Raw genomic sequence first — 20308 nt, forward strand, 5'->3', positions numbered from 1 at the left:
CCCGGGAGGTGCACCATGTTGAATCGTCTGGTGGAACTTTCCCTCCGCTACAAGTTCCTTGTGCTGATCATCTTTGCAGTCGTGGCGTTCCTCGGCTTCACCGCGGTGCGCGACGTGCCGATCGATGCATTTCCGGATGTCACGCCGGCGCAGGTCAACATCTACACCGAGTCGCCCGGTCTGGCGGCTGAAGACGTCGAGCAACTACTGACCACGCCAGTGGAATCGGCGCTGGCCGGTCTGCCGAAGGTGCAGGAAATCCGCTCGGTCAGCCTGTTCGGATTGTCGTATGTCGCCGTCTATTTCGAAGACGACATGGACATCTACTTCGCGCGCCAGTTGGTCAATGAGCGGTTGCAGGAGATCGGCGATCGCCTGCCCGAGGGCTACGGCAAGCCGAGCATGGGGCCCAACACGTCGGGGCTGGGCCAGGTCTTCTGGTACACGGTCGAGCGCGCCCCGGGCGTCACGAAGGATCAAGTCACCGACATGGACCTGCGCACGTGGCAGGAATGGACGGTGCGCTTGATCCTTCGCACTGCGCCGGGTGTCGACGATGTCACTTCGTGGGGCGGCGGCGAACGCGAGTTCCAGATCCAGATCGATCCGCAGCGTCTCTACGCTCGCGGCATGGGATTTGGCGATGTCATCAATGCAATCCCGGCGAACAACGGTCAGGTCGGCGGCAACGTCATGGATGTGGGCCGCGAGCAGTTTCTCGTACGTGGCTTGGGCCTGCTCAAGTCGAAGGAGGATATTGGTGCCATCGTGCTGAAGGCCGAGCACGGCGTGCCGGTCTATCTGCGTGATGTCGCCACGGTCGTCGAAGCCCCGGCTCCGCGATTTGGCGCGGTGACGCGTGACGGCCAAGAGGTCGTGTTGGGCATGGCGCTCGCGCGCATTGGCGAGAATGCCAAAGACGTAGTCGAGGCGGTCAAAGGCAAGCTCGATATCGTCCGCGACGCATTGCCCAAGACCATGGTCCTCAGGCCGATCTACGAGCGCACGGATTTGGTCAACAAGGCGGTGGGCACGGCGACCCGCGCGTTGATCGAAGGCTCGATTCTGGTTGCGATCATATTGTTCCTGTTTCTCGGGGACTTGCGTTCAGCCGTGGTGGTCGTCTTGACCTTGCCGCTGGCGATGCTGATTGCCTTCATCGGCATGGGTCAGGCCGGGTTATCTGCAAATCTGATGTCGCTGGCAGGCCTGGCGATTGGCATCGGCATGATGGTCGATGGCGCGGTGGTGATGGTCGAGAATGCGTTCCGGATCATGGCCGAGCGCCTGGAACACGGCGAAAAAGTCGACAAGACCTCGGCGGTGCTGGCGGCGGCGAAGGAAGTAGCCAACCCGATCACCTTTGCAATCATCATCATTATTGTGGTGTTCCTGCCGCTGTTCGCGCTAGAAGGGCTCGAAGGCAAAATGTTCAAGCCGATGGCCTTCAACATCGCTTTCGCGATGGCCGGCTCGCTGATCCTGAGCCTGACGCTGATTCCGGTGCTGGCTTCGATGATCCTCAAGCCCAAGCCTGAGCGAGACACATGGCTCGTGCGCCACATCAAGCGGGGTTATCGACCACTGCTGGATAAGGCATTGGCGAAGAAGCGCATTGTTGTGGTCAGTGCCGTGGTGGCGCTGGTGGCAAGCCTTGCGCTGTTCCCGTTCTTGGGCAAGGAGTTTATGCCGCAGTTGCAGGAAGGCTCGATCATGTGGCGCGTGACGGGCATTCCGTCGACCTCGCTCAACGAATCGATCCGCACGAGCAATGCGATCTCGGCTGCGTTCAAACAGTTTCCGGAGGTTGACACCACGCTTGCCATGATCGGCCGCGCTGAGAAGGGCGAGACTGCCGACGTCAATTACATGGAGATCTACACCGCCCTGAAACCCGAGGACGAGTGGACCAGCGGGCGCGACATCAAGCAGTTGGAAGAGGCCATGCAGGAGACGCTGGAGAAGGTCGTGCCCAACGTGGTGCCGGGCTACACCCAGCCGATCCAGATGCGTGTCGAGGAATTGATCTCGGGCGTGCGTGCCACATTGGCGCTCAAGCTGTATGGCGAAGACTTGGGCGAGCTGGACAAGCTCAGCGGCCGACTCAAAAACGTGCTCGGACAAGTACAAGGGGTCGCTGATCTGTCGCTCGAAGCTAACGTCGGTAAGCCGCAGATCCGCATCCAGGTCAACCGTGACGAACTCGCCCGCCACGGCATGAATGCCGAAGAGGTGCTGACCATCGTTCGCAACGGACTGGGCGGTGAACCGGTGAGCGTGTTGCTTGATGGGGTCAAGCGGTTTGATATCGCAGTGCGGTTGAGTGAAGCGACTCGCGATTCTGTCGAAAGGTTGCGCGAAATCCCGCTACGCACCGCCAGCGGGGCGTTGGTACCGCTGTCGGAAGTTGCCGAGGTGAGCGTAGCCGAAGGCTACTCGTTCGTCCGTCGCGAGCAGTTGCAACGCTATGCCGTGATCCAGATGGACGTGCGCGGGCGAGACGTTGATGGCTTCGTTAAAGACGCCAACGCAGCGATCAAGCAACAAGTGCAATTGCCTGCCGGCTACTGGATCGAGTGGGGCGGTGCGTTCGAGAACCAGCAGCGCGCCTTGGCTAAGCTGGCGTTGATCGTGCCAGTCACGATCTTCTTCATCTTTGTGTTGCTCTACACCGCGTTCAACTCGGTCAAGTACGCGGCCCTGATCATCGCCAACGTGCCATTCGCCACCATCGGCGGTCTCGTTGCACTTGCGATCACCGGCCAATATCTGTCGGTTCCTTCCGCCATCGGTTTCATCGCGGTGTTCGGTGTGGCGATGCTCAACGGCATTGTGTTGGTGAGCTTCCTCAACGAACTGCGCGACAAGGGCCTGTCGGTCCGTCAAGCGGTAGTGCAGGGCACGGCACTGCGGTTGCGACCCGTGCTGATGACCGCCAGCGTGGCAATCCTGGGCTTGGTGCCGATGCTGCTCTCGACCGGCGTCGGTGCGGAAACGCAGCGACCGCTAGCGACCGTCGTGGTCGGGGGGCTGATCAGTTCGACACTCCTCACCCTCGTGCTGCTCCCCGTGCTTTACGAATGGCTTGAAACCCGCGCCGAACGCAAGGCGGCCGGATCCAACCCCAAGGAGGCCGCTTAATGAAACAGATCAAGGCATTCGTGCACAGGAATCGTGTCTCCGACCTCGTTCACGCGCTGGGTGCGGCCGGATTTCAGCGGCTCGCGTTGTTCGATGTGAAGGGACTACTCCGCGCATTGAGCGCGCGCGAGCAGGAGTACTCGGTCGCGCTTGGCGATCTGGTCATCAGCGAAGTGCAGATGGAGTTGTTCTGCGAAAACGACGACGTTGACCGCGCCGTGGAGATTTTCCGTCGCGTTGGTCGCACGGGACGATCCGATGCGGGGTGGATTTACGTCAGCGCGATCGAGCAAGCCGTTCGCATCGACGACGCGATCTAAAGCAGTCGGCCGCGGTGGGCTACGGCCCGCCGCGTTCGTGAACATCATGGGAGCGCACTCCATGAAGATGATCGTCGCCTTCGTCCGTCCATCGCTGGCCGCGCGAATTGTCGGGGTGATCGAACGGGCGGGTCTCTATCACCTGTCGTTGTCCCGGGTGCACTGCATAGTGCACCCGAGCGATGCCGGCATGGCGCCGGAAGGTGAAGCGGATGTTCGATTGGAGGCGTATTGCGAGGACGCACGTGTTGAGCACCTGGTGGCCGTGATCCGCGAGGTTGGCCAGATAGGCAACCTCCCGGCGGGCGCCGTTTTCGTGGTACCGGTGGATCGGCACGAGCCCGTTGGTTTCTCCGCAGCTGCGACGGGTTCGTCGAAGGCAGGAGGAAAGTCTTGATGCTTCGTGCCCACAATGTCGTCCGCGAATTCGCCATCCCTGTGAGCGTCGCGGTCGCGGCGATCTTGCCTGCCACGGTGCTGCGCCTGACTGGAGGCAGTACAGGATCGTTGGGCGACATGGCGCTGTTCGGTATCGCCATTCTGGCGGCAGGTTTCTTGTTGTCCTGGGGCGCGGAAGCCGCGGAGAAGTACATTGCCACCGGCTTCGTATTGGCAGTGGTCGCACTGATCACCGTCTTGCCCGAATACGCGGTCGACTTCTACTACGCCTACCGCGCCGGCCAGGATCCGGCCTCCGGTTACGTGGCCTACGCTGCGGCCAACATGACCGGGGCCAACCGCCTGCTTATTGGGCTGGCGTGGCCGCTGCTGGTGGGGCTGCATTGGTGGCGCTCGCGGCAGCTCGGGATTACGTTGCAGTACGGCAACGCCGTCGAGGTGGTGTTTCTCGCCTTGGCCAGCGCGTATGCCTTCATCATTGTCTTGAGGAACAGCATTGGCCTGTTCGATTTTGTCGTGCTGGGCGCCTTGTTCTGCCTGTATTTGTGGCGCACCTCGCGTGCCGAGAATGAAGAAGAGGAAGAAGCTGATGAACCGGGGCCCGGTGCGGTGATCGCGCAGTTGTCGCCTACCAAGCGTTGGACGGTGATGGCGATCATGAGCATTGCGGCAGCGGGCGTCATCTTGTTGGCCGCTGAACCCTTCGCAGAATCGCTCGTGGCCTCCGGCCGCCGTCTAGGCATCGACGAGTTCCTGCTGATCCAGTGGCTTGCGCCGCTGGCCAGCGAGGCGCCGGCGGTTACCATCGCCATTCTGTTCGTGCTCGACGGTCGCGCTCGCGCTGGTTTGACCACCATGATCAGCGACAAGATCAACCAGTGGACCCTGCTGGTGGGCATGCTGCCGATTGCGATGAGTATAGGCGCCGGGCAAGTCATGTCATTGCCGTTGGACGCGCGCCAGCACGAGGAATTCTTCCTGACCGCGGCCCAATCGGTGTTCGCCCTGGTGATGCTGCTGTCATGGCGTCTCGGTCCATGGGGTGCGGCCGCCTTAGCAATATTGTTCTTCACCCAGCTTGGGCTGGCCTACTTCTTTCAAGCGGAGCCGGAAATCGAAATTGCCGTGCTGACAAAGATGGCTTGGGTCTATCTGGCGCTGGCAGCGGTGATGCTGGTCTTCAATGCCAAGCAGTTGCCGCTCCTCTTACGCTCGGCGTGGAAAGTGCGTCAGACCGAATCGACAGCCCCATCCCCCTGAATTACGGATTGGAGAGCAGAACATGGGTGCAGGACATGATCACGGGACTAGCGAGATCCAACACGAGAAACCGCTGTGGTGGGCATTTGGCCTGACCGCAGCGTTTTTGATTGCGGAAGTCGTCGGCGGCCTGCTAACCAACAGCTTGGCGCTGTTGTCGGATGCCGCGCACATGATGACGGACGTCATTGCGCTGGCGATCTCCCTGTTTGCCGTGCGGCTGGCCAGGAAGCCGCCGGACGCCAAACGCACCTACGGCTATGCGCGCTTGGAGGCCATCGGCGCGATGATCAACGGTGGGTTGCTCTTCGTTGTCGCGGGCTACATTTTGTGGGAAGCAATCGGTCGCTTCAGAAATCCCCCAAGTGTTGCGTCCACCGGCATGCTGGTGATTGCAGTCCTTGGCTTGGTCATCAATCTAATTTCGATGCGGCTCCTGAAAGCGGGAAGCGGCACAAGCCTCAACGTCAAAGGCGCCTACCTCGAGGTGTGGAGTGACATGCTGGGGTCAGTCGGCGTTCTGATTGGCGCTTTGGTCATCCGATACACGGGCTGGACCATTGCCGACCCCATCATCGCTGTCCTCATCGGCCTGTGGGTCTTGCCACGCACCTGGAGACTGCTGCGCGCCGCCATGCAAATCCTGATGCAGGGGGTTCCGGTCGGCCTCGATCTGGAACAGGTGCGCGCGCTCCTTGTTTCTCATCCCGGCGTCAGCGAGGTCCATGATTTGCACGCGTGGTCATTGGGTTCAAAGGAGCCCGTATTGACCGCGCACATCGTTGTGGGCGACGCCATGAGTGATCCCGAGCAGGTTCGCGTCGCGTTGGCGGCCGCGCTTGATGAGAAATTCGGGATCGGACACGCGACGTTGCAAGTCGAGCGCACGCCTTGTGACAAGGATCACGGGCACGCCTGACCTCCGATTAACGCGTCCGCGATGACGACACTCAACATCTACCGCTGCCCCTCTGGCGACTATCTGCTGTCGCCTGTCTCAACGGTGCTCCCCGCCGAACGCCTCGCCTCGCTCGACTGGCTCGGCGTCGTGTCGTTGGAGGCTTTTGACGACGTTCTAGCCCGCAACCTTCTGGCCCAGATCGAGGACCGTGCGTTCGCCGTCCTCACGTCGGCGCAATTCCGCTCCGGCCGCCCCCCGGCAAATGACGGCCGCGGACCGGTCAGAAGGTGACAACGACGCTTAAGGGAATGGGGTCCGCCGAGGGAGCTCCCCAAGAGCGAAGCGGGAGTACTATTTCGCCCATGACCCGGCGCGCCCGCCACCGCCTTCGAGTTGCCTTGTTGGCAGTCTTCTGCCTGCTGTTCCAGCAGTTCGCGCTGGCGGCGTACCTGTGCCCCATCGAGCAGATGCCCGCCGAGATGACGGCGATGCCGGAGCACTGTGCCGAGATGGGCATGGACCAGGCTCGCGATAATCCCGCCCTGTGCGAAAAGCACTGCAACCCGGAACACTCCGTTTCCACGGACGCCGTTAAGCTGTCGGTGCCACCGTTGGCGCTTCCGGCGCCCATGCTGACGCCGGTCGTCCTACAGTCCACCTCCCACGTCGCCGTCCAGGCCGATGTGCCGATCGCTCGATCGGACCCACCGCCACGACTGCGTTTCTGCAGTCTTCTGATCTAGCCCCCGAAACGACGTAGCCAATTCGCGCCGGCGCTGAAATGCCGCGCGTGTCGCCATGTCCGTTTTGGAGGTTTCATGAACTCCCGATTTGTTCGTTGCAGCTCGTGGCGCACGCCTGCCCACGCGCTCGCCGTGTTTTTCTGCCTGGTCGTGCTGCCAGTCGCGACCGCGGTCGCCGCTGACGGCGTCTCGTTGCCGGAGGCCCTTCGGCTGGCGGCTTCGCGCGCGCCCGGGCTCGACGCCCGGCGGTACGGTGTGGCCGCCGCCCAGGAAGAGGCCGCCCGCGCCGGCGCGTTACCCGACCCCACGCTGACGGTCGGCATCGACAACCTGCCCGTGACCGGGAGTGATGCATTCGATGCGCGCGCCGACGAGATGACCATGAAAACGATTGGTCTGTGGCAGGAGATTCCCTCGCGTGCAAAGCGCGCCGCGCGTCAGTCATTCGCGGATCGAGAGACCGAAGAAGCCCAAGCACGGGCGGACGCCGAAGGACTGGCCGTTCGGCGCGCCACCGCCGAGGCATGGATCGCGGTGTGGACTGCACAGCGTCAATTGCTGGCGCTGCAAGAGCTGCAGGAACAAGCTGCGTTGGCGGTGAAACTGTCCAAGGCGCGCGTGGGCGGAGGCGGCGAATCGGTGAGTGACTCGCTCGCCACCCAGGCTGCCCTGCTGGAACTGGATAACCGCATCGAAGGTGCGAAGGCCGACAAGCGGGTCGCGCAAGCAGGCCTAGCACGCTGGGTGGGCGATGCCGCCGTCGAGCCGAGCGAAGCAGCCCCCGATTTCAACGCGCTCCCAATGCCCGAAGCAGACTTGCTGGCAGCGGTAGATCGGGTCGGGCCCTTGCTGCCCACAGCCGCGCAAGTGGAAACCGCTGCAGCCGCAATCGATGTCGCTCGCGCCGAGAAGCGATCGGACTGGAGCGTGGGCGCCTCCTACGGCCAGCGTGCCGGTGCGCGGAGCGACATGATCATGCTCGAGGTCGGGATTGGCCTGCCGCTGTTCTCGCGGAATCGACAGGATCGCGGCATCGCCGCACGCGAGGCTGACTACCAAGCCGCACTCGCCAGCCAGGAAGATCTCCGGCGCCAAGAAACGGCCCGCATTCGTGCCGACGTGGCGCGGTGGGAGGGACTGAAGCGCCAGGTTGCCTTGCACGAGGACTCCTTGTTGCCGCTCGCGCAGGACCGCAGCGCGACGACGCTCGCCGCCTACCGTGCGGGCGGCGACCTGCAGCCGTGGCTCAACGCAAGACGCGATGAACTTGATGTCCATCTGGCGCATGCCGAACACCTCGGTGAACTCGGACGTGCTTGGGCCGCCTTGGCCTATCTGCTGCCCGCGGAGACGCAACCATGAACACCATCCATCGTGGCGTCGTGATTGCTGCTGCGTCCCTTGCATTACTGGGCGCTGTCGGCGCCGGCTACTGGTGGGGACGCTCTCACCAAGGCCTATCCGTCGCCGGCACGTCGCCCCCGCCATCTGGAGAACGCGAGGTTCTGTATTGGTACGACCCCATGGTCCCGGACCAGCATTTCAACAAGCCGGGCAAATCGCCTTTCATGGACATGCAAATGGTGCCTAAGTACGCCGATGACGCGACAGCGAGCGGCATTTCGATAGCGCCGGGCGTGCGCCAAAACCTTGGCATCCGTACGACGATCGTCAAGCGCGGACGATTGGTCGCGGCCCTGCACGTGCCCGGCACCATTGGCTGGGACTTACGACAGGAGCACATCGTCAGTGCGCGCGTCGATTCGATCATCGATCGCTTGCACGTTCGCGCACCGTTCGAACGCGTGCGAGCAGGGCAGCCCCTGGCCAGCATCATTGCCCCGAGCTGGAATACGGCGATCGCCGAGGCACAGGCCTTGGGCGGCTCACGCTCGACGGCGGCGAGAGGATTGCAGTCGGCGGCACACCAGCGGTTGCGGGCGTTGGGAGTGCCTTCATTCAGTGGCGCCGGCCTGCGTGGACAAATCACATTGACCTCACCGGTCGCGGGTGTGGTTAGTGAAATCGGTGTACGCGAAGGGCAATCCGCGCCAGCTGGCACGCTGCTGTTTCGTATCAACGGCACGAAGTTGGTCTGGCTCGAAGCTGCAATCCCGCAGGCGGGCCAGGTGGGCATCACTCCAGGCACGCCGGTCGAGGCGGTTGTCGACGCATTCCCCGACAAGACGTTTCGCGGTCGCGTGGAAACCTTGCTCCCGGTGGACATGAGTAGCCGCACGCAGCGAGCGCGCATCGCACTGGATAACCCCAATGGCGAGCTTGCCCCTGGCATGTTTGCGCAGGTCACATTGCGGCCACCTGCAGGGGTCGAACAACCTGCGGTGCCGACCGAAGCGCTCGTCGGGGCTGGGACGCAGGCGCGGGTGATCGTGCTCAGCGACGATGACACGCTCCGCGCGGTGCGCGTGCAAGCGGGCCGCAGCAGCGACGGAATGACCGAAATCCTTGCAGGTCTGCAAGGCGGTGAGCGGATCGTGGTCTCGGGACAATTCCTGATTGATTCGGAGGCGAACCTCTCAGGCGCGCTCGAACGGCTCAATGCGGACAACGCCCAGCCCCCCGGAACCAGTGAAGGCGAAAAGATGCCGAGCGATGTCATGCCCGGCATGCCCAACATAACGATGACGCAGCCGCCTGTGCTGTCCAAAACGCCGACACGTCCTAAAACTGCAAAGATGCCGCCGGTCAGCGCGCCGCCGAAGGGGCGGCAATGCCGCGTGCTCTATTGGTTCGACCCAATGGCGCCGGATAAGCACTTTGACAAACCCGGCAAGTCTCCCTTCATGGACATGCAACTGGTACCAAAGTTTGCGCCCGAGGCGAGCGCGGACTGCACGATCCGTGATGTCCCAGCTGCCGAGCTCCAGCCGTGATCGCCCGCATCATCCGCGCCTCGATCGTGAACCGAGTGTTTGTGCTGCTCGCCGCCACGGCGCTGGCGATCACCGGCATCTGGTCTGTCGCGCACACGCCACTCGATGCGTTGCCGGATCTGTCCGACACGCAGGTCATCATCCGCACTGAATGGCCTGGGCAACCTCCGCGGATCGTGGAAGACCAGGTCACCTATCCGCTGACCACGACGATGTTGTCAGTGCCCGGCGTCAAGGCAGTGCGCGGCTTTTCCTTCTTTGGCGACTCGTTCGTTTACGTGCTGTTCGACGACAAAACTGATCTGTATTGGGCGCGTTCGCGCGTGCTCGAGTACCTGAGTCAGGTGCGCGATCGCTTGCCGGCGCAGGTCAATCCGGCGCTTGGGCCTGATGCGACCGGCGTCGGCTGGATCTACGAGTACGCGCTCGTCGATCGCAGCGGTCGCCACGACCTCGGACAACTGCGGGCTTTGCAGGACTGGTTCCTGCGCTACGACCTCAAGACCGTGCCCGACGTGGCCGAAGTCGCCAGCGTGGGCGGCATGGTGCAGGCATGGCAAGTGACGCCAGACCCGCAGGCGCTGGCTGCCCGCGGGATCACCGTCAATCAGCTGACCGACGCTATCAAGGCCGCAAATGGCGCTACCGGCGGATCAGTGATCGAGCAGGGCGAGGCCGAGTTCATCGTGCGCAGCGAGGGCTATCTGCGCACCCGCGCCGACTTTGAACACGTACCAGTGGTGACCAGCATCGATGGCGTGCCGGTGTTGCTGCAGGACGTGGCGACGGTGCAGCGCGGACCCATCCTGCGACGCGGCATCACGGAGCTTGATGGGGAAGGAGAAGTCGCTGGCGGCGTGATCATCCTGCGCTCGGGCAAGAACGCACTGGCGGCGATCGAAGCGGTGAAAGCGAGGCTCGCAACATTGAAGAGCAGCTTGCCGGTCGGCGTCGAAATCGTACCGACCTACGACCGCTCGGAGTTGATCCTCGATGCCGTGCATAACCTCACCCGCAAGTTGGGCGAGGAGTTCCTTGTCGTCGCGTTGGTGTGCGCGTTGTTCCTGTGGCACCTGCGCTCGTCGCTGGTTGCTGTGATCACCCTGCCACTGGGCGTGCTCGCGGCATTCGTCGTGATGCACTACCAAGGCATCACCGCGAATCTGCTGTCGTTGGGCGGTATCGCGATCGCTATCGGCGCGATGGTCGATGCGGCGGTGGTGATGATCGAGAACGCCCACAAGCATCTCGAACATTTCCGCGATGAAAGGGGCCGCGAACCGGAGGGGGCCGAACGCTGGGAGTTGATGGCGACGTCGGCCAGCGAGGTAGGCCCGGCCCTGTTCGTTAGTCTGTTGGTGATCACACTGTCGTTCGTTCCGGTGTTCGCGTTGCAGGCGCAGGAGGGGCGGCTGTTCGCGCCGTTGGCCTTCACCAAGACCTACGCCATGGCAGCGGCAGCGGGCCTCTCGATCACCCTGATCCCCGTGCTGATGGGGTACCTGATTCGTGGCCGGATCCGGTCCGAAAAAGACAATCCGCTCAATCGCATCTTGATCGCGGTGTATCGCCCCGTGCTGGACGCGGTCCTCCGCTTCCCAAAGCTGACGTTGGCGCTCGCCGGCGCCCTGTTGCTGCTCAGCCTGGTTCCCTTGTTGCGCCTGGGCAGTGAGTTCATGCCGCCGTTGGAGGAGGGCACGCTGCTGTACATGCCAAGCGCGCTGCCGGGACTTTCGGCAGGCAAGGTGTCGCAGTTGTTGCAACAGACGGATCGGATGCTCAAAACCGTGCCCGAGGTGGACCACGTATTTGGCAAGGCAGGACGCGCGGAGACCGCGACCGATCCAGCGCCGCTGGAAATGTTCGAAACGACGATCACGTTCAAGCCGCGTAGCCAGTGGCGGCCCGGGATGACCCCGGAGAAGTTGCGCCAGGAACTCGACCGCGCGGTTAGGGTGCCAGGCTTGACGAATCTGTTCGTGCCGCCGATTCGCAATCGCATTGACATGCTCGCTACCGGCATCAAAAGTCCGATCGGTATCAAGGTGTCGGGAGCGGACGCCGCGGTGCTGGCGAAGCTCAGCGAGCGTATCGAGCAGCTCGCGCGCACCGTGCCCGGTGTGAACTCGGCGCTGGCCGAACGCATCACCGGCGCCCGCTATCTGGACATCCATGTGAGGCCGGACGCGGCAGCCCGCTATGGCTTGAGTCAAGCGGACGTGCAGCGCCTAATTGCCACGGTCGTCGGCGGTGAACCCATCTCCGAAACCGTTCAAGGCCGAGAGCGATATCCCGTTGTCGTCCGCTATCCACGGACTCTGCGCGACTCTCCACCGGCCTTGGCGCAGCTGCCATTGATCGCCGCGGGTGGCGTGCAGCTCACACTCGGGCAGGTCGCCGAGTTGCGCGTTTCCGAAGGGCCCCCAATGCTGCGCAGCGACAATGCGCGGCTCACGAACTACATCTACGTGGATGTGAGTGGCCGCGATCTAGGGTCCGTGGTGGCGGACCTGCAGCGCGTCGTCGCCGATCACGTGCCCATGCCGGCGGGCTACGCCGTCGATTGGTCCGGACAGTACGAATACTGGAAGCGCGCAAGCGATCGCCTTCGCTTCGTTGTACCTGCAACCCTGGTGATTATTTTCGGGCTGATCTACTTCGTTTTCCGTCGCGCTTCCGAAGCCGCCATCATCATGCTGAGCCTTCCGCTGGCCCTTGTTGGTGGGCTGTGGCTGATCTCGATCCTGGGGCATGCAGTGTCGGTCGCCACACTGATTGGCTTTATCGCGCTGGCGGGGGTAGCCGCGGAGTTCGGCATCATCATGCTGTTGTACTTGCGTCACGCATGGGAAAAACAGTTGGCAGTGAACGCCGGTGCGGGCGAGGTCGAGCTCGAAGCCGCCATTCGTGAAGGTGCGGTGCAGCGGGTGCGACCCAAGGCCATGACCGTCGCCGTGATCTTGGCCGGCTTGCTGCCGATCTTGCTCGGTGGCGGCGCCGGCTCCGAAGTGATGCAGCGCATCGCCGCACCCATGGTCGGCGGCATGCTGAGCGCACCACTGCTCTCAATGCTGGTCATCCCTGCGGCCTTCCTGCTGGTCAGGCGGCACAAACTTGCGCAATCCAGATCCGCGCGCTAAGGAGGCTGTCGTGAAAACATTTTGTTCCTACTCGTGCTCGTCGTTCTAGCCGCTTGCACGCGGATTTCAGAGTCAAATCCCCAAGCCACCGCCCATTCTCCCGCTCCACCCCCATCAATAGCGGAGTCGAGGCCTGGGAACAAATCGGCTTCAACTGCAGCGACAACTGCTTCTGCGACTGGAGTTGTCGAGGCGATCGATGTGGCAGGGGGCAGGATCACCATCGCCCATGGTCCAGTCAAAGCGTTGAACTGGCCTGCGATGACCATGACATTCGGCACCGGCAAAGTGGATGTGCATGCGATCCAGCCTGGCGACCATGTCAGCTTCGAGTTCACCTCGACGGGGGCGCACTCCGTCCTCACCTCTATCACCCGCCAGGAGCCTCAAGGCGCGAATCCCCCGTGATCGATTGAGCGCGGGCAGTGGCCGGCGCGTACAGCCCCGCGCGGTCCACGCGTTCGTCGCACATCGTTCTGTCCCTTGGTGCTGTGGAGCGAGGCTCGCATAGGGCCATGAGGCCAGGAGAATCCCTCCGGCCGCAATTGCGGTCCCTGTTTGGGTTCCCTGTTCGGCCGACTTCCGAATCCCTCGCCGTGATTACTTGAAGAAGCGAAGTCGGTGGCTCCTCCCCGATTCTCGCTTCCCGGCCCTCGCTAGCTGGCGGGGCGGGGAGCGGATTTCTCAGTTCTTTTCCCTGAAACCGGGAAAACGGCGACAGAGAGGGGTTAGCGCGAGACTGCATCCACAAGCAAGCTGACAAGCAAAACTCCGGCCACTTACGGAGAAAGTTTACGAGGCGAGGTAAACAACAAATCGGTTTCGCAGTGCCACGCACAATACGATTGTTACGGTGTCAGGGACGCCGCACCCCCACCCCCTCAAGGAAGGACCCACGGTTATACAGGGGGTCTTCGTGACGCGTCACGTGGTCCAGTTGGTCAAGGCCAGCAAGTCCGACGTGGACCGCCGAAAGCCGCTCTGTTGTGCGCTTGGACCACATGGTCCACTTGGTCCACCAATAAGGAGAGCTGCAGCAGGCCAGGACCATTTGGGTGATTTTTTTCCCTTCCAGCGATTACCCCCAAAACAAGTAGCCCACTTGGACCATGTGGACCAACAGCTCAAAACAAGCGTTTTTGCGAACCACTATGCGGACCGCTGGTCCACATGCCGATGGACCGGAGACTTAGAACGGTTCATCGCCCCATTCTTCGACTATGCCCATGCTGACCTTGTGCAGGCCTTCGAATGCCGCGAGTGAATCCCGCACGCTAGGCAACAGCCACGACCGCGAACGCGCATCGGTGGACCTGGGCCTAACTGACCTCGCGTCTGTCGCGGCTGCGAAGTGTTTCGCGAAGCCGTTCGCCGTGAGCAAGTGCGACTTGCCGCGCTTCCGCGCATAGTCGAGGTAGGCGTCGTAAGCATTCTGCTTGACCACTGTAGCGCCCCAAGTCCACTCCGTGCCGGCGATCGCGCCGCTATGCAAACAGTCGGCGATGAATTGGAAATGAGGTTCCAGGCTCAGCGCGCGCTGCTTCTTCAACGCGTCCGTTTCCGGCACCGCGCGAAGGTCAAAACCCGCCAGGGGGATTTGGAGCAATAGCCCCAGGAACGCTTGCAGACCGTCCCCGTCCATTTGCTTGTGAATCGCAGAGAAGTAAGCATGATCCTGCCGGCGCTTGCTCCCGACGTCCAGGACGAAGTACCGACGCTCATCGCGAGTCGCGGGAACAGCCCACGCGGCGTTCGTGACCATAACGATGCGAGACACGGAACGCATTTCCACTGCGTCGACGCCCTTACGTTCGACCGTGAGCGTATCGCTGGTAATCATGTCCTTCAGCGGACCTTCGTCGTTCTTGTCGCCCGCCCAAAACGATTCTTCCGCGACGACCAGCAGTTTGTCTGCAAGGTGCCCGTTGAAGTTGCCGGTCAAGTGCTTCATGTGCGAAACCTTGATGGCATGACCACCTAACAACCGGCGGAGGATGTCCGCGAAGGTTGATTTACCCGTTCCCTTTTCGCCTCGCAGGACTACCGCGACCCCCTTTTTGTGATCCGGGTCCTGCATCATGTCCGCAGTCCACGCCAGCAGATAGCGAAAGTGCTCTCGATTGCCGTTGCAGACGTTGTGCTTAAGGTGGGCCAGCAATCGCCGGCAACGCATTGCAGCGCGAAAGAGGTCCACGTCGAGCGGCTCGACCGCGAATCCAGTCCAAAGGTTGTAATAGCTTTCCGGCGCATTGCAGCTCGGCGCAAACGTCACACCCTCGAATGTGCGTCGCTCGGGCGACGCCATCCAAAGGTCCACGATGGGTACGCGCTTGGCCTTGGGCCGGCCCTTGCTGTCGATGGCGTCGACTTCCACGGTTTGGTTCGCGAAAAGCGTTCGGATGCCTGCAGGCGACAGAAAGTTGATCGAACGCCCTCCGCGATCATTCCGCGACTCGCGGAGAACCGCGACGGTTCCTTCCATGACGACGATTGCGTGATCGCGATTAAGGCGCGCCACGGGGTCATCGTTCGCAGCGCGCTCAGCCGCTCGCGCGCGTTGCGCAAGGTCCATCGCAGCGTCCATTAGCGCAGGTTCCTTTGCGGCCGCAGCACGCCCCGTGCCTCAAACACACGACTCACAGCGAGCGCCAGGCGCGCGACATCTTCATTGCTAAGAGCGTTGCCCGCTAGCAGTTCGCGTCCGGCATAGAGAATGACGGGCGATTCCACGTCGAGCATTTCCAGCGCCGCGCCCCAGTGCGCCTCCCTTGCCGATTGCCTCATCCGTCGGCGCGCTTGCGGCGTGTCGTCGCAAATCGGTTTTGGAAACAAGTCGGCAAGAGTGAGCCCGACGGCCGCCACCACGTCAACCGCGTTGCATCCGGCGAAGCAACGCAGAAGGACGCGGCCGTCATCGCCCTGCGCGATGCTGACCTTAGAGCTGCGGCCGCCGCAGGAAGGGCAGCACGCGCGCCAGCCCTTTCCAGATGCCTTCACGCCATCAAGTCGGCTCAACAACAATTCAATGCTGGCGCCGCTCATCGGCGATTACTCGGGAAGACAAGTTCGCGCAAGACCATTCGGTAGGCCTCCAGACAATCCAGGTCAAATGGAGGCTGCGGATTCGGTCCGTCCTGTGAACGTAGCGACGTAACTGCCATGCTGTGCGCATACGCCAAAACGCATTCCACCGGCATAGAGCGAAGGCCCGCTCGAATTGATCGTCGGGCCGCTTCCCACCGAGCCGCCTGCAACTCGGGAAGTGACTTGGGGTCACCGTCCTCGGGAGGGCGGGTGACAAGTCGAAAGAACTCTCCGGCCTCCGTACGCCATGACCGAAGTTGACCTCGCGAGCGGCGGCTCACAGAAGAGATACCGTAGCAGTGTTGCGCTCGCGCGTGATCGAGCGGAGGTACTCCGAGACGGCCTCGCGCGGGTACAGAACACGGTTACCAAGGCGGATATACGCTGGCCCTTGTCCGCGCTTGCGCCACGCTTCAACGGTGGATTTCGTGGCCCCAGCCAACAGCCTGAAGTCATCTTCCAGCAGACAATCGACGCTGTCTGCCATCTTTCGAATGCGCTCGATTTCGTTTTGTTGATCTTGGATCATGTTGCCCCGTTGTTCTCGGCGAGTTGCCGTTCTATGTACGGGGCTATTCCAACTCTCAGGCGCGCTTAGCGCTCCGACGTTGATAGATCATTTCTTCCCATCAACGTCTGAGGACGTCACCAGCTCAATGCCGGACTTGACGATGCGCGGGCCGACTTCCAGTCCCATGTGATTCGCGAGCCTTCCCACAAAGCCGGCGAACCAGGAAGCGGGGTCCGAAGGCGGAGCCTTACCTGTCAGAGTCAGATGGCAACTTGCGAGGCCAGCAACGACAGCTCGCGCGCGGGCCTGCTTCGGTTTAGCTTGCTTCGAAGGTGCTTGCTGAGAAATCGCGTATTCGGCGGCGGCGCCGAGCGCGTTAATCCACTCCCACGAATCGGCAAGGATTCCATTCGATTCCGCGGCAGTGAGCTTTTCAACAATATCGAACGCGATGGGGCTTGGGTCTTCTAGGACCGGGGCCTCGCGGGCGTGCATCTCCAGTGTGGCGATGGTCGCCTCGCTTAGGGCGTTTAAACTGTTTAGCAGGCGGTGCACGTCTGAAACGATTTTCTCTAGTTGGTTAGACTGCTTGGCGATAGGCTCGTCGCCAGTGTGAGGAATCTGCGCAATTTGGTTCGCGCGTGCGAGCATTATTTCCTGCTGGCCGTTGTCTAGCCCGGACCCCTTCAGTTCCAACAGCAGGTCGGAGCGGACGACGTCCGGCAGATGATTCGGGTCAACCCAGAAGCCCGATTTGACAGTGAAGTTGGGTTTGCGGTTTGTCACGTTTGATTCGCCCCTTCAATGAATGAGTGCACGTCTTCCGGTTTGATCGACGTGTATCGGCGCAGCATAGTCCAGGTCTTGTGGCCCGTCAGCAGTGCCACTCGTGGAATGTCCAAGCCCATGCGGAAGAATTCTGCTGTAGCTCGGTGTCGAAGGTCGTGCATGTGCAGATCATCGATGGGAGGATCGACCGCCTTGCATGCGCGAGTGAAAGCTGTCGAGGCCGAATCAGCTTTAACGCCGAACACGAAACCCGTTTCGCGATCGCACACTAGCGGTTTCACTATTTCGACCGCCGCCGGCAGCAGCGGAACGATTTGGTTGTTGCCGAGTTTGTTGCGGGGGTCTTTGCGGTCACGAATCAACGCCGTCTTGCGCTTCAGGTCGACGTCCTCGACCCGCAGCCCACATATCTCACCCAGCCTCATGCCCGTCGCCAGCGCGAAGCGACACAAAGTCGCCATGTCGATGCGCTGTCGTGGCCTGGACTCCCAATGCGAGAAAAGTCGCTTCAGTTCGGCATCCGTCGGCTCGCGTTCGCGCTCCTTGCTCCTCGTGTCCAAGCCACGATGCTTGAGCGACGCGCGTGCCTCTGCTGGCAAGTCGGCGGGGACGTCGAGATGCCGCGCGTGCCGTCCCCACTTCAGGACTGCGCCAAGGAACGACAGGTCGGCAGCGATGGTCACGCCGCCTGCGCCATCCTCGATTCGCTTGTCGATGAAGTCGCGTAGAACAATCGCTGATAGCGCGCGGAGCTTCACCTTACCAAGCCGCGTCTTCAGCATGGCCAGCGTTGCCGCTTTGGTCTTGCCGCCAGCCCCGGCCTTCGTCACCAGGTATCCGTCGATTAGATCGCTCACAGTCGCGGTCTTCGGAGGCTGCGCGTGCCCGATAGCCGCCACCTGGTGCGCTTGGCCCTCGACCATGCGCGCCCACGCTTCCGCGTCGCGTTTCAGGGGGAATGTGGCAGCCCTATACAATCCACCGCGTCGCACTTGAACGCGCCACTTGCCTGACGGTAGCTGGGTAAAAGAGGCCATGTGTGCAATCTGTGTCCGTCCAATCGTGTACCGATTATTACCCGAATCATTCCCGCGTGTGCACTGCGTGTGCACGACAGTTCGCACACGGTGCGTTTAAACGCTCTACGCCTAAATCAAAATGCAGCCAAAACAACAACATAGAAACATCATGTTGTCAGTCGCTCCGATGATGGATTGGACCGACACGCATTGCCGCGTGTTCCATCGCGCGCTCGCGCCGCACGCGCGCCTGTACACCGAAATGGTGCACGCCAACGCCGTGGTCCTGGGCGATCGCACGCGCCTGCTCGCGATGGATCCGATCGAACATCCCGTGGCGCTGCAACTGGGTGGCAGCGAACCGGCACTGCTCGCGCAGGCCGCGCGCATCGGCGCAGAACATGGCTTCGACGAGATCAACCTCAATTGCGGTTGCCCGTCCGATCGCGTGCAGGCCGGGCGTTTCGGCGCCTGCCTGATGCGCGAGCCGGCGCTCGTCGCCGACAGCGTCGCTGCGATGGTCGCGGCCTGCGACATCCCGGTCACGGTGAAATGCCGCCTGGGCGTCGACGACGACCACGACTACGATCATTTCCTTGCCTTCATCGACACCGTCGCCGCGGCGGGCTGCCGCATGTTCGTCGTGCATGCGCGCAACGCCTGGCTCAAGGGCCTGTCGCCGAAGGAGAACCGCGAAGTCCCGCCGCTGCGCTACGACTGGGCGTATGCGCTCAAGCGCGATCGGCCCGGCTTGCAGGTGATCGTCAATGGCGGCATCGCGACCGAAGACGAAGCGACGGCGCACCTGCGACATGTCGACGGCGCGATGCTCGGCCGCGCGGCGTATCACGATCCGTATCTGTTGCATCGCCTCGATGTCGCCTGGTTCGGCGGCACCTTGCGTTCGCGCGGCGAATTGCTGCGCGCGCTGCGTCCGTATGTCGAAGGCGAACTCGCGCGCGGCGTGTATCTCAAACACATCACGCGCCACCTGTTGGGCCTGTTCGCGGGCGAACGCGGCGGCCGTGCCTTCCGCCAGGTGCTGAGCGAAGGCGCGCACAAGCCCGGCGCCGATTGGGCGCTCGTCGAACGCGCGCTCGCGCTCACGCAATCGCCGGCGCTGGTCGCATGATCACGCGCGACGTCGGCGCCTTCCTCGCCCGTGCACGCACGCTCGCGCACGACTTCGGCCCGCCCACCGCGCGCGCCGCTTTCCTGGTCGCGCCCGACGGCTTTCGCCTCGCAACCGAGTCGGCCACCGACAACCGCTACATGGCCGACCAGGCCGGCTTCGACGCGGCGCGCGCATCGGACGAACATCGCGCGCTGCATCGCGCGCTTGCGCAAGTCGTGCCGACGATTTGTTTCCCAGGCGATCCCGACGCGCCCGACGGCCTGTTCCCGAACAACGTCTTCGCGACGGGGCAGGGGCGTTACATCGTCGGCCGCATGCGCCATGCGGTGCGCCAGCGCGAGGCCGCGCGCGCCGACATCCGTGCGTTCTTCGGCGGCGTGCTCGACTACGCCGAGATCGATCTCTCCGACCAGGTGCATCCCTGCGAACTCACCGGCGCGCTGGTCATCGACCGCGCGCGGGGCATCGGCTGGTGCGGCCTGTCGGAACGCTGCGACGAAATCGGCGCGCAGCTGATGCACGAAGCGCTCGGGCTGCGCGCGACGTTGCTGTTCGACCTGGCGCCGGGCGAATACCACACCAACGTCGTGCTGGCGGTGCTTGCCGGTCGCGCCGCGCTCGTGTGTCCGCGCGGATTCGCCGACCCGGCGGTGGTCGAGGCGCTGCGCGCGCTGTACGCCCCGCACGCGATCGTCCTGTCGGAGGCCGAACATGCGGCCTTCGCGGGCAACGCCATCGCCCTGTCGCACGAGGTCGTGTGGATGAGCGCAGGGGCCGGCCGCGCCCTCTCGGCGTCGACGCGGCAGGCCCTCGCCCATGCGGGTTTCGAGATCCGCACGGTTGCGATGGGGGCTATCGAGGCGGCCGGTGGCTCCCTCCGCTGTTGCGTCGGGGAGCTCTTCTGAGGGGTGCGCAACGTCATCGCCGGCGCGACCGGCCATGAACGGCGCCCCCGCGTGAAGAAAAAGTTCA

General features: G+C 62.7%; 18 protein-coding genes. 13 read left to right on the forward strand and 5 right to left on the reverse strand.

Going from position 1 to position 20308, the window contains the following annotated elements:
• The first annotated feature begins 15 nt into the window (after positions 1-15).
• The 11 genes from AB4059_RS09090 (at position 16) to AB4059_RS09140 (ending at position 13206) form a co-directional block, all read left to right on the forward strand.
• Positions 16-3141: an efflux RND transporter permease subunit gene (locus AB4059_RS09090; protein WP_498978592.1), complete on the forward strand. Its 3126-nt coding sequence runs from the start codon at positions 16-18 to the stop codon at positions 3139-3141.
• Positions 3141-3461 carry a P-II family nitrogen regulator gene (locus tag AB4059_RS09095; protein WP_498978593.1) on the forward strand — a complete coding sequence of 107 codons (321 nt, stop codon included), beginning with the start codon at positions 3141-3143 and terminating at the stop codon, positions 3459-3461. Before AB4059_RS09090 ends, AB4059_RS09095 begins: the two co-directional genes overlap by 1 nt.
• Before the next feature lie 61 nt (positions 3462-3522).
• Entirely contained in the window at positions 3523-3858 is a 336-nt protein-coding gene (locus tag AB4059_RS09100) for a P-II family nitrogen regulator (RefSeq protein ID WP_498978594.1), read from the forward strand.
• Complete coding sequence (locus tag AB4059_RS09105) at positions 3858-5120, forward strand: calcium:cation antiporter family protein (protein WP_498978595.1); 1263 nt, start codon at positions 3858-3860, stop codon at positions 5118-5120. Before AB4059_RS09100 ends, AB4059_RS09105 begins: the two co-directional genes overlap by 1 nt.
• Positions 5121-5142: 22 nt before the next feature.
• Positions 5143-6039 (forward strand): cation diffusion facilitator family transporter, encoded by an 897-nt coding sequence (locus tag AB4059_RS09110; protein WP_498978596.1) that lies wholly within the window; start codon positions 5143-5145, stop codon positions 6037-6039.
• A 21-nt stretch (positions 6040-6060) separates the two neighbouring features.
• Entirely contained in the window at positions 6061-6312 is a 252-nt protein-coding gene (locus AB4059_RS09115; RefSeq protein WP_498978597.1) for a hypothetical protein, read from the forward strand.
• 71 nt (positions 6313-6383) lie between these two features.
• Positions 6384-6764, forward strand: a complete 381-nt coding sequence (locus AB4059_RS09120) for a hypothetical protein (RefSeq protein ID WP_498978598.1) — start codon at positions 6384-6386, stop codon at positions 6762-6764.
• Positions 6765-6839: 75 nt separating this feature from the next.
• Positions 6840-8126 carry a TolC family protein gene (locus AB4059_RS09125; protein ID WP_498978599.1) on the forward strand — a complete coding sequence of 429 codons (1287 nt, stop codon included), beginning with the start codon at positions 6840-6842 and terminating at the stop codon, positions 8124-8126.
• Positions 8123-9658, forward strand: coding sequence for an efflux RND transporter periplasmic adaptor subunit (locus tag AB4059_RS09130; protein WP_498978600.1), 1536 nt, complete (start codon positions 8123-8125; stop codon positions 9656-9658). Before AB4059_RS09125 ends, AB4059_RS09130 begins: the two co-directional genes overlap by 4 nt.
• Positions 9655-12798 (forward strand): efflux RND transporter permease subunit, encoded by a 3144-nt coding sequence (locus AB4059_RS09135; RefSeq protein WP_498978601.1) that lies wholly within the window; start codon positions 9655-9657, stop codon positions 12796-12798. Before AB4059_RS09130 ends, AB4059_RS09135 begins: the two co-directional genes overlap by 4 nt.
• 33 nt (positions 12799-12831) lie before the next feature.
• On the forward strand, positions 12832-13206 hold the full coding sequence (locus AB4059_RS09140; protein WP_498979049.1) for a copper-binding protein: 375 nt from the start codon (positions 12832-12834) through the stop codon (positions 13204-13206).
• 781 nt (positions 13207-13987) lie between these two features.
• Here AB4059_RS09140 and AB4059_RS09145 read toward each other — a convergent pair.
• From AB4059_RS09145 to AB4059_RS09165, 5 genes are all read right to left on the reverse strand, one after another.
• Entirely contained in the window at positions 13988-15382 is a 1395-nt protein-coding gene (locus AB4059_RS09145; protein ID WP_498978602.1) for a DUF5906 domain-containing protein, read from the reverse strand.
• Positions 15382-15840, reverse strand: a complete 459-nt coding sequence (locus AB4059_RS09150) for a hypothetical protein (RefSeq protein ID WP_498978603.1) — start codon at positions 15838-15840, stop codon at positions 15382-15384. The genes AB4059_RS09145 and AB4059_RS09150 overlap by 1 nt, the downstream gene beginning before the upstream one ends.
• A 319-nt stretch (positions 15841-16159) precedes the next feature.
• Entirely contained in the window at positions 16160-16411 is a 252-nt protein-coding gene (locus AB4059_RS09155) for a helix-turn-helix transcriptional regulator (protein ID WP_498978604.1), read from the reverse strand.
• A gap of 87 nt (positions 16412-16498) precedes the next feature.
• Complete coding sequence (locus tag AB4059_RS09160) at positions 16499-17179, reverse strand: hypothetical protein (protein ID WP_498978605.1); 681 nt, start codon at positions 17177-17179, stop codon at positions 16499-16501.
• Positions 17176-18105 carry a tyrosine-type recombinase/integrase gene (locus AB4059_RS09165; RefSeq protein ID WP_498978606.1) on the reverse strand — a complete coding sequence of 310 codons (930 nt, stop codon included), beginning with the start codon at positions 18103-18105 and terminating at the stop codon, positions 17176-17178. Before AB4059_RS09165 ends, AB4059_RS09160 begins: the two co-directional genes overlap by 4 nt.
• Before the next feature lie 265 nt (positions 18106-18370).
• Between AB4059_RS09165 and dusA the strand changes: the two genes are divergently transcribed.
• Positions 18371-19333, forward strand: coding sequence for a tRNA dihydrouridine(20/20a) synthase DusA (dusA, locus tag AB4059_RS09170; RefSeq protein ID WP_498978607.1), 963 nt, complete (start codon positions 18371-18373; stop codon positions 19331-19333).
• A complete protein-coding gene (locus AB4059_RS09175) occupies positions 19330-20241 on the forward strand; it encodes an arginine deiminase-related protein (protein WP_498978608.1) in 912 nt (303 codons plus the stop codon). Before dusA ends, AB4059_RS09175 begins: the two co-directional genes overlap by 4 nt.
• Positions 20242-20308: the final 67 nt, after the last annotated feature.

Origin of the sequence: Lysobacter sp. 2RAF19 (genome assembly GCF_052115395.1) — a bacterium.
Taxonomy (GTDB): Bacteria; Pseudomonadota; Gammaproteobacteria; order Xanthomonadales; family Xanthomonadaceae; genus Noviluteimonas.

Excerpts from the sequence above, each read along its gene's own strand:
- AB4059_RS09090 (WP_498978592.1), top strand. The coding sequence starts at position 16 with ATGTTGAATCGTCTGGTGGAACTTTCCCTCCGCTACAAGTTCCTTGTG.
- AB4059_RS09095 (WP_498978593.1), top strand. The coding sequence starts at position 3,141 with ATGAAACAGATCAAGGCATTCGTGCACAGGAATCGTGTCTCCGACCTC.
- AB4059_RS09100 (WP_498978594.1), top strand. The coding sequence starts at position 3,523 with ATGAAGATGATCGTCGCCTTCGTCCGTCCATCGCTGGCCGCGCGAATT.
- AB4059_RS09105 (WP_498978595.1), top strand. The coding sequence starts at position 3,858 with ATGCTTCGTGCCCACAATGTCGTCCGCGAATTCGCCATCCCTGTGAGC.
- AB4059_RS09110 (WP_498978596.1), top strand. The coding sequence starts at position 5,143 with ATGGGTGCAGGACATGATCACGGGACTAGCGAGATCCAACACGAGAAA.
- AB4059_RS09115 (WP_498978597.1), top strand. The coding sequence starts at position 6,061 with ATGACGACACTCAACATCTACCGCTGCCCCTCTGGCGACTATCTGCTG.
- AB4059_RS09120 (WP_498978598.1), top strand. The coding sequence starts at position 6,384 with ATGACCCGGCGCGCCCGCCACCGCCTTCGAGTTGCCTTGTTGGCAGTC.
- AB4059_RS09125 (WP_498978599.1), top strand. The coding sequence starts at position 6,840 with ATGAACTCCCGATTTGTTCGTTGCAGCTCGTGGCGCACGCCTGCCCAC.
- AB4059_RS09130 (WP_498978600.1), top strand. The coding sequence starts at position 8,123 with ATGAACACCATCCATCGTGGCGTCGTGATTGCTGCTGCGTCCCTTGCA.
- AB4059_RS09145 (WP_498978602.1), bottom strand. The coding sequence starts at position 15,382 with ATGGACGCTGCGATGGACCTTGCGCAACGCGCGCGAGCGGCTGAGCGC.
- AB4059_RS09150 (WP_498978603.1), bottom strand. The coding sequence starts at position 15,840 with ATGAGCGGCGCCAGCATTGAATTGTTGTTGAGCCGACTTGATGGCGTG.
- AB4059_RS09155 (WP_498978604.1), bottom strand. The coding sequence starts at position 16,411 with ATGATCCAAGATCAACAAAACGAAATCGAGCGCATTCGAAAGATGGCA.
- AB4059_RS09165 (WP_498978606.1), bottom strand. The coding sequence starts at position 18,105 with ATGGTCGAGGGCCAAGCGCACCAGGTGGCGGCTATCGGGCACGCGCAG.
- dusA (WP_498978607.1), top strand. The coding sequence starts at position 18,371 with ATGTTGTCAGTCGCTCCGATGATGGATTGGACCGACACGCATTGCCGC.
- AB4059_RS09175 (WP_498978608.1), top strand. The coding sequence starts at position 19,330 with ATGATCACGCGCGACGTCGGCGCCTTCCTCGCCCGTGCACGCACGCTC.